Genomic DNA, 15,845 nt, shown 5'->3' on the forward strand with positions numbered 1-15,845 from the left:
AAGGGGAGGGGAAAATGGGCAAAGCAACAGGATTTATGGAATTCAAGCGGGAAAAGCCTGCTGAACGCGATCCTCTCACACGGATAAATGACTGGAACGAATATTCGTCTCCATTTTCTGAGGAAGCATCAAAAAGACAGGGAGCGCGCTGCATGGACTGCGGCACCCCCTTTTGTCAAATCGGCATGGATATAGGCGGTTATACGTCAGGATGTCCGATACACAATTTAATCCCTGAATGGAACGACCTCGTTTACAAGGGAAGGTGGAAAGAAGCGCTTGACCGTCTTCTGAAGACAAACAACTTCCCTGAATTCACGGGGCGGGTCTGTCCGGCGCCTTGCGAGGGCTCTTGTACGGTGGCGATTTCCGACCCGGCCGTATCCATCAAAGGGATCGAACGGACGATTATTGACAAAGGATTTGAAAACGGATGGATTCAGCCGCGGATTCCGAAAAAACGGAGCGGCAAAAAAATCGCGATCGTGGGCTCAGGGCCTGCCGGTCTGGCAAGCGCCGATCAATTGAATCAAGCGGGGCATTCGGTCACTGTTTACGAGCGCAGCGACCGCCCGGGCGGCCTGTTAATGTACGGCATTCCAAGCATGAAGCTTGAAAAAAGCGTTGTCGAACGCCGCATCAAACTATTGACGCAGGAAGGCATCGACTTTGTCACCAATACGGAAATCGGCAAAGATATTACAGCCGACGAGCTAAAAGAACAGTACGATGCGGTTATCCTTTGCACAGGAGCCCAAAAACAGCGCGATCTCTTGATTGAAGGCCGGGAAGCAAAAGGTGTCCACTTTGCCATGGACTATTTAACAGGCACTATAAAAAGCATGCTCGATTCGAATTTTAAAGATAAACAGTTTATCAATACGAAAAATAAAGATGTCATCGTCATCGGCGGGGGAGATACCGGAGCAGACTGCGTTGCAACGGCCTTGCGCCAAAAAGCGCGAAGCGTCGTCCAGTTCGGCAAACATCCGAAGCTGCCCGATACAAGAACCGCCGAAAATATGTGGCCTGAACAGCCGCATGTCCATTCACTGGACTATGCTTATGAAGAGGCGCAGGCAGCATTCGGCAGCGATCCGAGACAATATTCGATCCAAACGAAAAAGCTTGTCGCAGACAAAAACGGCCATTTGAAAGAACTGCATACGATTCAAATGAAAAAAGTAAAGAATGATCAAGGAAAATTTGAGTTTCACGAAATTCCGGGCACGGAAAAAGCATGGCCTGCTCAATATGTCTTTATCGCTATCGGCTTTGAAGGAACGGAACAGCCGCTGCTTGAACAATTCGGGGTAAATACGGTGAGAAATAAAGTTGACGCAGCATACGGGGAATTTAAAACGAATGTCGATGGAGTCTTCGCAGCAGGGGATGCGAGAAGAGGACAGAGCCTGATCGTTTGGGCGATTCACGAGGGACGCGAAGTCGCCCGTGAGGTTGACAAATATTTAATGGGAAGTTCTGTACTGCCATAAAACAAAGGGGTTTTCACATCATATAAATAAAGCCTGTCCTGCGACCTTCTTTAGGTTGACAGGGCAGGCTGATTTTTTTGTTTGCTTCACAATATTCACCTGCTGATTCGACTTGCCATATCGTTATTTGTTCGAATTTATACAAAGGCAATGATAAAAAAATTGTGTACGTACTCCATTTAATGGTATATAACATAACCTAAAGTATGCAACGCAATAAAGGAGGCTATAACAGTGGAAGAAACTTATCAATATCAAGATGACTGGACGGATGCGGATAGACAGCAGCCTTTTACTTATGGCGGCTACGGCGGCTACCCCTATCCGCGGCCAAGACCGCGCCCTAGACCGAGACCGCCGTTTTATCCGTATCCATTCTTCTATCCGTTCTTTCCTTTTTATCCATACTACCCTTACTACCCGTACCCTTGGTAATGGGTAAAGCGAAGCTGTCTGGTGAAACAGACAGCTTTTTTCATTTTGATGAATTTTTCAAAACGCTTCCACGAATAATAACAGCGATATGATAAAAGCTCTATATTTCCAAAAGAGAACAAAATTGGATGTGGTATTCGTGTCGTTATTCGTCAAAAAGACCAGCAAGGAAAAGCGATATTTAATTTTCGCATTCAGTGTCATTCTTCTCTATGTCCTTCCGCTTTACATATTAAATGAAGACGCTCATATCCGCGTGCATGACAACCTGGATTCCAACATTGCATGGTATAAGGTGTTGGCGGAAAGCGGTCAACTGCTCGGCGGTGTTAAAGCCGTTATTCCGCAAATCATCAACGGACTGCCGCGGGATGCTTACGGAACGGAATGGAGCGGCATTGTCTGGCTTCATGCCTTGTTTCCCTCAATGACCGCATACGCTATAAGCCAAACGATCACGAGGGTGTTTGCCTTTGTCGGGATGTACCTGCTGCTGAAAAGCCATTTGATTCGCGATGAAAAAGCGTATTTCATCAGAATCGCGGTATCGCTTGCTTTTGCCCTGACACCCTTTTGGCCTTCGGGAATGCTCAGCACGCTTGGCCATCCTTTAGCTTTATGGGCTTTTTTAAACATCAGGGCAGGAAGAGACTCATGGAAAGAATGGGCGACCCTTGCGCTTTTGCCGCTTTACTCAAGCTTTGTGCTCGGTTTCTTCTTTTTCCTAGCAGCCGTTTCACTGATTTGGCTTTATGATTTGGTTTTAAAGCGCAGCTTTAACCTTCGCTTTCTCGGAAGCATCGCTCTCATGACGGGCATTTTTCTGGCGATAGAATACCGGCTTGTTTATTCGGTTTTCGCTTCAGGCGAAACGATGCATCGGGTTGAATTTATTTCATCCAGGCACGACATCCTTCATTCGTTTCGGCTGTCATTTAAAAATTTCGTGCTCGGCCACAATCATGTCATGACCGTCCATACGGCGGTGATCCTGCCTTTGATTGTGCTCACTTTTGGGCTCGTCGTTGCGAGACAACGAAAAAAGCGGCCAAGAGAAGAAAAGCTGTTCATCTTTTTATTCATTTTAAATTATGCGCTTTCTTTATGGTATGCCCTCTGGTTCAACAAGCTGTGGGCGCTTCCCAAGGAAAAGATCAGTCTGCTTTCGGCATTCAATTTCGCGCGTTTTCACTTTTTGCGCCCTCTTGTGATATACGCAAGCTTTGCAGTTGCATGCTACATATTGTGGAAAATGGGGAAGAGATGGCGGCGCTTCGTCCATGCCGCGCTGGTGGCCCAGCTGCTCGTGCTTATACCGTTTCATGAAGAGCTGACTTACGGCGCATACCACCATGCCCCGACCTTTCGGGAATTTTATGCATCAGATCAGTTCAAACAGATCAAACGGTTCATCGGCCGGTCTCCCGATTCCTACCGGGTGGCGAGCATCGGCCTGCATCCCGCGATTGCGCAGTATAACGGTTTTTACACACTTGATACGTATGCCAATATTTATCCGCTGAAGTACAAGTATCAATTCCGGAAAATCATCGCCAAAGAGCTTGATAAAAATCCGGTCTTGAAACGCTATTTCGATGAGTGGGGGAGCCGCTGCTACTTGTTTGTTGACGAGCTCGGAAAACATTACGCGTTCAAAAAGAGCACAAAGAAAAAAATCACGAACCTCGAATTGAACACTGAAGCGTTCAAAAAAATGGGGGGGCGATATATTTTTTCTTCGGTTCCGATTATGAATGCAAAACAAAACAAGCTGGCGTTTTTAAAGCGGTTCAGCCACCCGCAGTCCGCTTGGAACATCTATGTATATGAAGCGAAATAAGCATCGATAAGGAGGAAGCAAATTGAATCTTCAACAGCCTTTGCTGACAATCGTCATACCCTGCTATAACGAAGAGGACGTGTTTGCCGAAACCGCAAAACAGCTGACTGCGGTATTGGATGATCTCACAGCAGACAAGCTGATCTCTGCAGAGAGCAAGCTTTTATTTGTCGATGACGGATCGACGGACCGCACATGGCCGCTGATTGCTATGGAAAGCACAAAAAACCGCTATGTGACAGGCTTGAAGCTGGCCCGTAATTCGGGACATCAAAAAGCTCTCTTAGCCGGACTAGATAAAGCGAAGCAAAAATCGGATTGCGTTATTTCAATCGATGCCGACCTTCAGGATGACATTTCGGCAATTCGCCGGTTTATCGAAAAATATCATGAAGGCTATGAAATCGTCTACGGCGTACGCCGCAGCCGGAAAACGGATACATGGTTTAAACGAACAACAGCCGCATGGTTCTACCGGATCATGAATAAGCTCGGCATCCAGCTGGTCGATAACCATGCCGATTTTCGGCTTTTGAATAAACGGGCGCTTGAAGAGCTCAGCCGTTATGCAGAAGCAAATGTTTTTCTGCGCGGTCTGGTGCCCCTGATCGGCCTCCGGTCGGCCAAAGTGTTCTATGACCGAAAAGAGCGGCTGGCTGGAGAAACGAAATATCCGCTGAAAAAAATGCTGTCTTTCGCTTTTCACGGGATTACGTCATTCAGTGTCGCTCCGATCCGTTTTTTTACCCTGATTGGCTTCTTCTTATTTTTCCTAAGCTGTATCGCAGGTATATATGCAATGATTCAAAAGCTGCTCGGCTACACGAATGCTGGCTGGGCTTCGTTGATCATTTCGATATGGTTTTTGGGCGGTTTGCAATTGATGGGGATCGGCATTATCGGCGAATATATCGGAACGATTTTCACCGAAGTGAAAAGAAGGCCGAGGTATGCGGTGGATATCGATTTATATACGGAACGGCTCGGCCGGCGCGAACCTGAAAAACGGCCGGAAACGAAGTTCAGTTGATGACGGATCAAACGGATTACTTAACTTTTACAGTTCATTTTGAATAAGGAAGGATGTACAAATTTATGACAGAAAAACAAACCTCTGGCATGACGGTTGTCGCGATCGGGTCGATCCCATTGATTATGACGTTGGGAAATTCGATGCTGATTCCGATTTTGCCGAAGATGAAATCTGAACTCAATTTATCGCAATTTCAAGTCAGCCTTGTCATTACCGTGTTTTCGATTACTGCAGCGCTCTTTATTCCGCTGCTGGGTTACTTGGCGGACCGCTTCTCAAGGAAAGTGGTGATTATTCCGTGCCTGTTCCTTTACGGGGCCGGCGGGATTCTTGCAGGATTTGCATCGACGACCTTTGCGAACGCTTTCCCGTGGGTGCTTTTCGGGAGAGGACTGCAGGGGCTTGGAGCAGCCGGTACAGCGCCGATCGCAATGGCGCTGACAGGAGACCTTTTTAAAGGATCTGAAGAAAGCCGGGTGCTCGGTCTCGTTGAAGCCTCGAACGGCTTCGGAAAAGTGCTGTCTCCGATTTTAGGATCATTGATAGCATTGATCGCTTGGTTTTGGGTGTTTTTTGCATTTCCTGCTTTCTGTATTGCACCGATCATTTTGACTTGGATTTTTATCAAAGAAAAAGACAAGAAAAAAGATCCGCCGCCTCTCGGAAAATATGTGAAAGGGCTGACAAGCGTTTTTAAACATGAGGGCAGATGGCTTTTCACCGCATATCTCGCAGGGGCCGTCTGTTTGTTTACTCTGTTTGGCATCCTCTTTTACTTATCTGATGTTTTGGAAAAAGAATTTCATACAGACGGCGTAAAGAAAGGTCTGATCTTGGCGATCCCTCTGCTTGTCATGTGTACAACATCATATATTACGGGCAGCAAAATCGGACAAAATCAGCAGCTGATGAAAAAAATGATGGTTATCGGGCTCGCTCTGATTACGGTTTCCTACGGCACACTGTCTTTTTTCTCCGCGCTCATTCCTTTTATTTCGATCCTTGTCATCAGCAGCATCGGTACAGGCTTTGTTCTGCCGTGTGTCAACAGCTTCATAACCGGGGCTGTCGGAAAAGAGAGGCGCGGCTTTGTGACATCGCTGTACGGATCGGTCAGATTTTTAGGAGTCGCGATCGGTCCGCCGATTTTCGGGAGGCTGATGGAATGGTCGAAACTCGGCATGTTTATGTCGATTGCGGGCCTGACATTAGTCGTCGGTGTGTTGGTGCTGACGATGATTCATGTCAAAAAGGAAGACACCAAAAAAGGGGAGAAGGGGCTGCAGCCTGCTGACGCAAGATAGGAGGGAAGAGAAAAAATATGCGCATTGAAAAGGTTGACACATTTCCGCTGTTCCACAGGCTTTCCTCCCCTTACGGCGATGCGAACGGATTGAAAAGCTACAGAACGTGCTACCTGATTCGGATCACGACAGCTTCAGGCCTGTCGGGATGGGGAGAATGTGCGGATTGGCTGCCTGCTTTGGATGCGGGCTTTAAAAAACGGATCATTCCTTACTTAATTGGAAAAGAAGCGGGCAATCGCACAGAGCTTGTCACCGTCATCAAAAAGTGGCATCAGCGGGCCGCAGCTGCCGTTAGCATGGCTTTAACGGACATTACGGCGAAAAAAGCAGGCCTTTCGGTATGTGAATTATGGGGAGGAAAACTGAGGGAGCAGATCCCGGTCTATGCCTCATTTCAATCATATTCAGACAGGCCCGATTGGAGCCGCCATTCCCTCCGGCTTGTCGAAAAGGCCGTGCGGTCCGGATTTAAAACCGTCAAGCTGAAAGCGGGAGGCAAGTTGTTTTCCGAAGACTTGGCGCATATTCAGGCGTTCCAGGAGATGACAGGCCAAAACACCGGACTGATACTCGATGCCAACCAGAGTTATGACCAGGCCGCCGCACGGAAGTGGGAAACGTGGTTTTCCGCCTGGGGCAACGTGCTTTGGTTTGAAGAGCCCATGCCGTTTGACGTTCCCGCTGAATACCGGATGCTGCGTTCAGCGCTTTCTGTTCCGGTTGCCGGAGGAGAAAATGTAAAAGGCGCAAAACCGTTTTTGCCGATTTTTCTGGAGAACGCAGTCGATATTGCTCAACCCGATGTTATGCACTGTGACGGCACAGACGATTTTCAAACCGTTCTGAAGCTCGCCAGGCATTTCGGAAAAAGGGTTTCTCCCCACAGCTATGACGGCGGACTTTCAAGAATGTACGCCGTTTTCGGACAAGCCTGTCTGCCGCCTTGGAGCAAAATGGACGGAGAAGATATCGAACCGCTCGAATGGGATGCGATGGAGAATCCGTTCACAAAACTCGTGCCCGTCAGCATAAAAGACGGATACATTCAAGTCCCGGACAAAATCGAAATCGATACAGAGCTCGTAGAAGCGTATGGATGGGACGGCTCGTCTTACATGTGAAAGCGCCAACTCGAAAAAATGTGATATTTTTCATTTCCCCTTACATATAGTAGGAAGAGGACAAGTTTCTTTAAAGGGGATTATATCCGTATGGGAAGAAAGCTCAAAATCGTACATGCTATCGTGCTGGGCAGCGTGTTACAGGGTCTCGGCATGGCGCTGTTTTTGTTTCCGAACCATATTCCTTCAGGGGGCGCAGCCGGCATCGCTGTTTTGCTCAATTTTTGGTTTCAGGTTCCGCACGGATTAACCGTCTGGGCTGTCAACTTTTCGCTGCTTTTAACGGCCGTTAAATGGCTTGAACCCGTAACGGTCTTCGGAACGATGGGGGCGATTACCATGACGTCCGTTTCGGTGCAGATCTTCGAATCCTGCATGCCCCTCATGACGACGAACAATATCTGGCTGGATTTATTTTACGGATCCGTCCTTTTGGGGACGGGGGTTGGACTGCTATATAAATACAATATTTCTAACGGCGGTTTTGGCGCCTTGGCTTTAATGATATCGATTTACCGCGGCGGAAAACCGGGAACTGCACTGTTTATGATGAACGCATTCATCTTCCTTTTGACGGCGTCTGTCATCGCCTGGGGAATCGTTATCCAAGCACTAATCTGCCAGTGGATTTCTACGAGGATCATCGATGCGATTTATCAGATTCGCTTCCGTCCGTTATTGATGCCTATCGCCAGTTTCCGCAATAAAAAATAGGCCGCTTTTCAAACGACCCTAATCATATAAATAAAATGTATCTGATCGAAGTCCCAGTCTCAGCGTTTCAAGCGGAATGGCATCCTGAAACGGTATATTCGCCAAATTGGCGTCAGGACCGATTTTTTCAATGAAACACGTCTGCAGCTGTTTCGTCGGCGCTTCAAAAATTAAATCCCTTGAAGCGATGCCGGAATGAAGGATCTCCTCAATAAGCTGGGACCGCATTTCTCCATCGCTTTTGCACAGCCCGCTCGTGCCGCTTTCCCTCGTTTCCGTGATCACTTTCTCGGCTCCGGCTTCAAGATCTTCGAGGATGTAATCGATCCATTCGGCTGACTCCAGCTCACTGCTGAGGGCGCTGTCTTTGCTGCCGACTTCGCTGAACACGTGAAACTCTTTCGAAAAATCGGAAATAAAGCTTGCTTTATCTTTATTAGAGAGACGGACCGTTCCGTTTGATATTTCCACATAACGACATCCATATAATTTGCAGTAGCGATAGTAATCTTCAATTTTATCCTGGCTTAAAAACTTCTCAAACAACGTTCCGCCAAAAAAGAATTGAACGTCATTTTGCTTCAGACAATCGATTTTCTCAACCAAATATTTCGTAATTAAAGATGTTCCCCATCCAAATTTCACAAAATCTATATAATCTGCCGCTCCGTGAATCGTATCTTTAAAAAAGTTCAAGGGAACCCCGTTATCAATCAGGATGGTGATCCCTTTTAATCTTGGTTTAAGCTGCCTGTCGGGCAGTATCAGTTCAGATGAAATCATTGATTACCCCTCACAATCTGCTGTATCTTTCATACTTTTAGGTAAATGTCTGTCGGCCATTATTCAGCTGTCACAATAAGAATTCACCTTTTCCCGTTTTTCGTTTCTCCCATTCATGTGTTGCCGTTCGGCAAGGAGTGATCTTCGTCCACCTCCCATTAGGCAGCATGTTAGCCTCTCATCTCCTGACTTGCTTCTCAACTAGGTATCTATCCATTTTGTGAAGTCAAAGTAAGTATATTCGCCGTCCTTTCATATGGTTCCTCACTAGTTCTTCACAATGAAAACTGACGTAAAAAGAAGGCCCGCGACAGATACGCGAAGCCCTTACTTAATCTTAGAAAATATATCAGTATATCAAATCCGGATCTCTCACCGCCAGTTTTTATTTTAATGCCGCAAGACAGATGTAATGATTGACTGATATGAATCGGTTTATTTCAATTTGGCGCGCCGGGTCTTTCAGATATTCACAAAATTGCTGAAATCATAACAATTTCCAGATCACATTTAGTTTAAAAAGTGAATAATCTGCCTATATGTTCTTTCAGTTCATGTTTCGTATCAGGGGGTAAGAAAACTAACCTTTAGGACGTATTGGGGGAAAATCGATGAACGATGTTTTAACGTATCACACATGGAATGAAAAAGCTTCTGAAGAGGTGATGGATACCTTCAGCGGCGAGATGGACGTTTTGAAATGGGCGTACAGCACGTATCAAAAAATTGTTTATGCCTGCAGTTTCGGCGCGGAAGGAATCGTTTTGATCGACTTGATTTCAAAAGTTGTGAAAGAAGCGGACATCGTGTTTTTAGATACAGGACTGCATTTTCCGGAAACATATGAACTTATCAATGAAGTGAAAGATCGCTATCCCGGTCTGTCGATTCGCTTTTTAAAACCCGGCCTCTCGCTTGAAGAACAGGAAAAACGCTATGGCAGCGAACTTTGGAAACGCCATCCGGACCATTGCTGCCGCCTTCGCAAGATCGAGCCGCTCAGAGAGCATCTGTCAGGGATGGAGGCATGGATGACCGGGCTGAGGCGGGAGCAGTCGGAAACACGGAAACATGTCCGTTATATCAACAAGGACGACAATTTTAAACTGATTAAAGTCTGCCCCCTTATTCACTGGACATGGGAAGATGTCTGGACTTACATTAAGCTGAATCAGCTGACGTATCACAAGCTTCATGATCAAGATTATCCGAGCATCGGCTGTGAGGTGTGTACGTCTCCCGTGGCAGACGGCGGCAATTTAAGAGCGGGAAGGTGGGCCCGTCAGGAAAAAACAGAATGCGGGCTGCATCAATTCCGGTAGGAGCTGGGTAAAAGATGACGATTACCATTTTGGCATTCATTATCGCTTTGTTTTTTGCCATGAACATAGGAGCGAGCGGAGCAGCAGCTTCAATGGGAATAGCGTATGGCGCAGGTGCCGTCCGGAAAAGGCAGGCGGCCTTGTGGATCAGCGGAATCGGTGTATTTTTGGGCGCCATGATAGGCGGAGGAGAGGTTGTGAAAACAATCGGTTCAGGCATTATCCCCACGTCTATTCTCAATGTGCATATTGTCGTGATTATCCTCGGAGCATCTGCGATTTCGCTGTTTATTGCAAACATCGCGGGGATTCCCCTTTCAACCAGCGAGGTGACGGTCGGCTCGATTGTCGGGGTCGGCGTCGCATTTCAAGCGGTATTTACCGATAAGCTGTTGGTGATCGTCATGTATTGGCTGATCATTCCGATTGCCGCTTTTTTTCTCGCTTTTTTCATTGGACAATTGCTGAAAAAAGCCGAGAAGAGGCTGCGGTGGCTTAAACAGCAAAAATGGGCGCGGCTGCTCACCGCACTAGTGATTTTAACCGGGTTTTTAGAAGCCTTTTCGGCGGGAATGAACAATGTCGCGAATTCCGTCGGACCTCTCGTTGGAGCAGGCCTCTTGTCAGTCAGCAGCGGAACGCTTCTTGGGGGACTGTTCGTGGCTATCGGAGCCATTTGCCTTGGAAGCAGAGTCATTGAGACGAATGGGAAAAAAATCACCGAGTTTTCGCTTTTGCAAGGGTCATGTGTTTCCGGACTCGGTGCGTCCCTAGTCATCGGCGCTTCGCTATTTGGCATTCCCGTGCCGCAAACCCAGATTACGACTTGCAGCATCATTGGGATTGGCCTTTCTGAAAAGGGAAGGGCAATTTTTCGTAAAAGCGTTATTTTGAAGTTAATGAAAGTATGGGTTGTTTCACCGGTTTTTTCACTTGTCATTTCGTATAGTCTCGTGAAAATCTTTCTCGATTTTGATTTATATTCAGTTGCAGTTGTTTTATGTGTTTTTCTTGCCACTCTTGGATCTGTAAGCCTTATGAAACATGCCAGGCAGAAACAATCAGATGTCCGAAGAAACAGGGATCATGTAAAGTCGATCGTTGGAGGAAGAGGGCGTAAAAGAGAACCTGCCGCATGGAGGGACTTTAGTTAACCGGCCCGCCTGTTTTGGATGATTGGGACTAAGGCCCGGAATCAGCCGGATTTAAAAAAGGCGCTCGTGCAGCTTTATCTGTTTCATTGCCTGATCGTGAGAAGTCATGAGCGGAACGGCACTTCTCAGCCGTATGATCGAAGAAGAGGTTGGCACGACGCCGCTATTTTTTGAAGAATACCAATGGATTGGCAGAAGGCGCGGCGCAGCAGATGGCCCTTTTTCTCAGGAAAAGTATTCCTCTGGTTTAAACTACATCCCGATTGTTAACAATGAAGAGAGAGATTCGGGAGGGAACCTTGATGGAATATGTACACTTGGTAGTCGAACTGACGATAGGGTTTGCAGCTTTATTTCTGATGACGAAAATTCTGGGGAAAACCCAATTTGCCCAAATTACGCCGTTTGATTTTATTTCCGCTTTAATATTGGGGGAAATGGTTGGAAACGCGATTTTCGATCAGGATGTCACCATCTGGAAAGTCCTTTTCGCCATCCTCGTTTGGGCCATTCTAATCTATTCAATAGAAGTTTTATCACAAAAAGTGCAAAACATCAGAGGTTTTCTCGAGGGCAGGCCAAGTATTGTGATCAATAAAGGAAAAATCGATTATAATGCCCTCAAAAAAAATAAATTGGACCTGAACCAGCTGCAGACATTGGCACGTGAAAAAGGCTGTTTTTCCTTAAACGAGATTCAATATGCCATCCTTGAAACAGACGGTTCGCTTAGCGTCCTGCCAAAACACAAATACGGGATGCCGACAAAAGAAGACTTAAACATCCCTTACAAACCGGTTCAGCTCCCGGTGCCGTTAATCCTCGACGGCGAGCTCGAAAAGAACAATCTGCATGAAGCCGGCTTTGACGAGCTTTGGCTGCAAAATCAATTATCAAGTCAAGGTATTACACAGTATCAAGAGGTGCTTTATGCGGAATGGCGCGGCGATGAGGGGCAGCTTTACGTTACAACCTATTGATATTGGCAAGCGCGGGTTCGACAAGCTTCGAGCCCGCGCTTTTCTATTTGCGCTCACACGGCTAAAGGATCGTACTTTTTTACCGGTCCGAAAGGCTGTCAATCTCTAAAAAATTCCGTTAAATCATTCAAACGGCCTTCAAATGGAGGAAAGACAAACGACAAAAGGTGCAATTGAAGCTGGAAAATCTGCTTTCAGCCTCTTTTTCTTTTCCTTTTTTCTTCAAAAATCTCCATTTTTCACATGACCTGCGCTGTCCAATCAAAACACGCAAACTTGACATAAATATCTAAAGTGTTAATATACTAACCGTGTTCGAAAAAATACGAACAGAAATGCGAACAAAGGGAGATGTTAAAGATCTTTAATCAAAAAAACGTAGCTTTTATAGGGGCAGGATCAATGGCAGAGGGAATGATCTCAGGCATCGTTCAATCCAAAAAACTGCCTGCTTCGCAAATCTATGTTACAAACCACACGAACCACCGGCGTTTAGAAGAACTCCAGCAGAAATATGGAATACGAGGCGTCAGAAAAGAAGAACTTGACTATCAGAACATCGATTGCTTCATCTTGGCGATGAAGCCGAAAGATGCAGAGAGTGCTCTTACTTCCATGAAACCGCATATTCAACCCCATCAGCTTATCGTGTCAGTTTTAGCTGGCATATCAATTTCATTTATTGAAAACGAGCTGCACGGCATGCAGCCTGTCATCCGAATCATGCCTAACACCTCAAGTGCAATCGGCGCATCTGCAACCGCCATGGCCGAAGGCAGCCATGTAACAGCCGATCTGTCAAAAACCGCGAAACAACTGCTTCAATGCATGGGAGAAGTCTATTCCATCGAAGAAAGCAAAATGGACATTTTCACCGGCATTGCCGGCAGCGGGCCTGCTTACTTTTATTATTTAATGGAGCACATCGAAAAAGCGGGAGCCGAGGCTGGATTAAGCCAAAAACTAACGAGGGAAATCGGCGCGCAGACATTGTTAGGCGCCGCCAAAATGCTGTTGGAAAGCCCTGAAGATACAGCTGTTCTCAAAGACAACATCACTTCCCCTAACGGTACGACTGCCGCCGGTTTAAAGGCCTTGGAGGAAAGCGGAGGAGGCGAAGCGATCGAACAGGCGGTCAAACAAGCCGCAAAACGATCCAAAACCATCAGTCTCGAACTTGAACAATTAGTCGCAGCAAAGTAAGCACCCGTAACGAAGAAAAATACTACAGGAGTGATAAAATGACCTCTAATCAACAGAGGGTAGTTGTCAAAGTGGGAAGCAGTTCTTTAACAAGTCTTCACGGCGAAATCAGCAGCAAAAAGCTCGAAAAGCTCGTTGAGCAGATCGTCCGCCTCAAAGATGAAGGGCACGAAGTCCTCCTCGTTTCATCTGGCGCTGTGGCGGCCGGATACCGGAAACTTGGCTTCATTAACAGGCCGGATACATTGCCTGAAAAACAAGCATCCGCATCTGTCGGCCAGGGCTTACTAATCGAAGCGTATTCCAAGCTCTTTTTATCCCATGGCTATATCGCTTCACAAATATTAATCACAAAAAACGATTTTTCAGATGAAAAACGGTACAACAATGTGAGAAATACGATGAATGTTCTGTTGAAACGCGGCATTATTCCGATCATCAACGAAAATGACACAGTTACCGTCAACCGGCTCAAATTCGGAGACAATGATACGCTTTCTGCTAAAGTGGCGGGTCTGATCGACGCTAACCTGCTGACCATCCTCTCTGATATAGACGGCCTTTATGACGCGAATCCGCGAAAAACGCCGGACGCCGCACTCGTCCGGGAAGTAAATGAAATCACGCCGGAGATAGAAGCTTCAGCAGGGGATGCCGGAAGCGAAGTCGGAACAGGCGGCATGAAGTCGAAACTGGACGCTTTTAAAATTACAATGGCTTCAGGCATCAAAGGATTTTTAGGGCGTGCAGACACCTCCGGTCTGTTGCAAGAAGCAATCAGCGGGACTGCGAGGGGAACGTATTTTATTCCGAATGACGATTCACACACACTCAACCATAAAAAGCAATGGATAGCATTTAACTCTGGACCTGAAGGAGACATCATCGTCCACAACGAAAGCAAAGAGTTTATTATCGACCGTAAAAAAAGCCTGTATCCTTCTAGTATTTACGAAATTAACGGCCGTTTCAGCAACGGTTCCGTCGTTCGAATCCTTGATCAGGAAGGAGAGGAAATCGGCCTCGGCGTCGTCAACTTTTCCTCATCCCAGCTTCGTAAATGGAAGAAGGATACGAATCAGGAAACAGCCGCTTCCTCACAGGCTGTCGTTGACAGAGAAGCGTTTGTCTGTCATTTAGAGCTATCCGTTCCGCTTTAAAAAACAAATCAAAGGAGGAATTGACATGACGGCGACAAGCGAGAACACCAGGGCACAAATCGAAGAAAAAGCGATAAAGGCAAAAACAGCCGCAAAATCTTTGCGGCTGACAACTGAAAAAGACAAGAACGAGGCGCTTGCTACACTGGCCGAACACCTGAAACAAAACATGAGCTATATTCTCACTGAAAATGCCAAAGATATTGAAGCGGGACGAAAAAAAGGCTATGATGCAGCCTACATCGACCGCCTGTCGCTCAATGAAGACAGGGTACTGGATTTTGCCAATGGACTGCTGGAAGTCGCGGAACTGGATGATCCGGTCGGAGAAACGCTATCAAGCTGGACGCTCGACAACGGGCTAAAGGCGGAAAAAGTCAGCGTTCCTCTCGGCGTCATCGGCATGATCTATGAAGCGCGTCCGAATGTGACTGTCGATGCGACCGGGCTCGCTCTAAAATCGGGCAATGCGATCGTTTTGAAAGGCGGCTCTTCCGCCATTCATTCGAATACAGCGATCGTATCGGTCATGCACCAAGCGCTGGAAACGACAGACATTCCCCGCGATGCTGTTCAATTTATCGAAAGCACGGACCGAAGCGCCACGAAGCAGCTCTTCAAGATGAAAGAGCATATCGATGTACTCATCCCCCGGGGAGGCGGTGCCCTCATTCAGGAAGTCGTTGAGAACGCAACCGTTCCCGTTCTTGAGACGGGAGTCGGCAACTGTCACATCTATATCGACCGGGAAGCAGACCCTGAAAAAGCAATCAATGTCATGATCAATGCGAAAACAGACCGCCCCGCCGTCTGCAATGCGCTTGAAACGCTGATTGTTCACGAAAAATGGCTTGAGGAAAACAGTGCAGCGCTTATCAATGCTTTAAACGAACACGGTATTCAAGTTCACGGGGACGAAAAGGCGGTTCAATGGATTCCAGGCGCGATACCAGCGGGGGAAGCTGATTGGCAGAACGAATATTTAAGCCTTGTTCTCGCGGTTAAAGTCGCAGCAAGTCTTGAAGAAGCCTGCGATCATATCGAAACATACGGAACAAAGCATTCAGAAGCGATTATCACCGAAAATCCGAAAACAGCCAAGGCTTTTCTGAATACCGTTGATGCGGCAGCACTGTATCACAATGCCTCAACCCGGTTCACCGACGGCGGCGCACTCGGCTTCGGCGCGGAAATCGGGATTTCTACACAGAAGCTTCACGCCCGCGGACCTATGGGTCTGAAAGAATTGACCACATGCAAATATATCATGAGAGGCGACGGCCATATCAGAAGATAA

14 protein-coding genes are annotated in these 15,845 nt (G+C 46.9%); 13 read left to right on the plus strand and 1 reads right to left on the minus strand.

From position 1 onward, the window contains the following. The first annotated feature begins 14 nt into the window (after nucleotides 1–14). From gltD to M1D90_RS11185, 7 genes are all read left to right on the plus strand, one after another. A complete protein-coding gene (gene gltD / locus M1D90_RS11155; RefSeq protein ID WP_456283463.1) occupies nucleotides 15–1,496 on the plus strand; it encodes a glutamate synthase small subunit in 1,482 nt (493 codons plus the stop codon). Between the two features lie 234 nt (nucleotides 1,497–1,730). Then, the gene (locus M1D90_RS11160; protein ID WP_020451719.1) at nucleotides 1,731–1,931 is read left to right on the plus strand and encodes a hypothetical protein; all 201 of its coding nucleotides are present in this window, start codon (nucleotides 1,731–1,733) and stop codon (nucleotides 1,929–1,931) included. Between the two features lie 139 nt (nucleotides 1,932–2,070). After that, nucleotides 2,071–3,771 (plus strand): DUF6044 family protein, encoded by a 1,701-nt coding sequence (locus M1D90_RS11165; RefSeq protein WP_456283498.1) that lies wholly within the window; start codon nucleotides 2,071–2,073, stop codon nucleotides 3,769–3,771. A 22-nt stretch (nucleotides 3,772–3,793) separates the two neighbouring features. After that, entirely contained in the window at nucleotides 3,794–4,801 is a 1,008-nt protein-coding gene (locus tag M1D90_RS11170) for a glycosyltransferase family 2 protein (protein ID WP_026579598.1), read from the plus strand. Nucleotides 4,802–4,866: 65 nt separating this feature from the next. Beyond that, entirely contained in the window at nucleotides 4,867–6,108 is a 1,242-nt protein-coding gene (locus tag M1D90_RS11175) for an MFS transporter (protein WP_020451716.1), read from the plus strand. Nucleotides 6,109–6,125: 17 nt separating this feature from the next. Further along, nucleotides 6,126–7,232 carry a mandelate racemase/muconate lactonizing enzyme family protein gene (locus tag M1D90_RS11180; RefSeq protein WP_023855743.1) on the plus strand — a complete coding sequence of 369 codons (1,107 nt, stop codon included), beginning with the start codon at nucleotides 6,126–6,128 and terminating at the stop codon, nucleotides 7,230–7,232. 90 nt (nucleotides 7,233–7,322) lie between these two features. After that, on the plus strand, nucleotides 7,323–7,946 hold the full coding sequence (locus M1D90_RS11185; RefSeq protein ID WP_020451714.1) for a YitT family protein: 624 nt from the start codon (nucleotides 7,323–7,325) through the stop codon (nucleotides 7,944–7,946). Between the two features lie 18 nt (nucleotides 7,947–7,964). Here the strand turns inward: M1D90_RS11185 and M1D90_RS11190 are convergent, their stop codons facing one another. Continuing rightward, the gene (locus M1D90_RS11190) at nucleotides 7,965–8,729 is read right to left on the minus strand and encodes a phosphosulfolactate synthase (protein WP_020451713.1); all 765 of its coding nucleotides are present in this window, start codon (nucleotides 8,727–8,729) and stop codon (nucleotides 7,965–7,967) included. A 611-nt stretch (nucleotides 8,730–9,340) separates the two neighbouring features. Here M1D90_RS11190 and M1D90_RS11195 point away from each other — a divergent pair. The 6 genes from M1D90_RS11195 to M1D90_RS11220 all read left to right on the plus strand — a co-directional run bounded on the left by M1D90_RS11195 (nucleotide 9,341) and on the right by M1D90_RS11220 (nucleotide 15,845). Next, nucleotides 9,341–10,051: a phosphoadenylyl-sulfate reductase gene (locus M1D90_RS11195; RefSeq protein ID WP_026579601.1), complete on the plus strand. Its 711-nt coding sequence runs from the start codon at nucleotides 9,341–9,343 to the stop codon at nucleotides 10,049–10,051. Between the two features lie 14 nt (nucleotides 10,052–10,065). Beyond that, nucleotides 10,066–11,205, plus strand: coding sequence for an inorganic phosphate transporter (locus M1D90_RS11200; protein ID WP_026579602.1), 1,140 nt, complete (start codon nucleotides 10,066–10,068; stop codon nucleotides 11,203–11,205). Nucleotides 11,206–11,507: 302 nt separating this feature from the next. Beyond that, nucleotides 11,508–12,185: a DUF421 domain-containing protein gene (locus M1D90_RS11205; RefSeq protein WP_020451710.1), complete on the plus strand. Its 678-nt coding sequence runs from the start codon at nucleotides 11,508–11,510 to the stop codon at nucleotides 12,183–12,185. 351 nt (nucleotides 12,186–12,536) lie between these two features. Next, nucleotides 12,537–13,388 (plus strand): pyrroline-5-carboxylate reductase, encoded by an 852-nt coding sequence (gene proC, locus M1D90_RS11210; protein ID WP_075213795.1) that lies wholly within the window; start codon nucleotides 12,537–12,539, stop codon nucleotides 13,386–13,388. 38 nt (nucleotides 13,389–13,426) lie between these two features. Next, on the plus strand, nucleotides 13,427–14,548 hold the full coding sequence (gene proB, locus M1D90_RS11215) for a glutamate 5-kinase (protein ID WP_149169593.1): 1,122 nt from the start codon (nucleotides 13,427–13,429) through the stop codon (nucleotides 14,546–14,548). A 25-nt stretch (nucleotides 14,549–14,573) separates the two neighbouring features. Continuing rightward, a complete protein-coding gene (locus M1D90_RS11220) occupies nucleotides 14,574–15,845 on the plus strand; it encodes a glutamate-5-semialdehyde dehydrogenase (protein ID WP_026579605.1) in 1,272 nt (423 codons plus the stop codon).

It is taken from the genome of Bacillus sp. JZ34 (genome assembly GCF_053903205.1).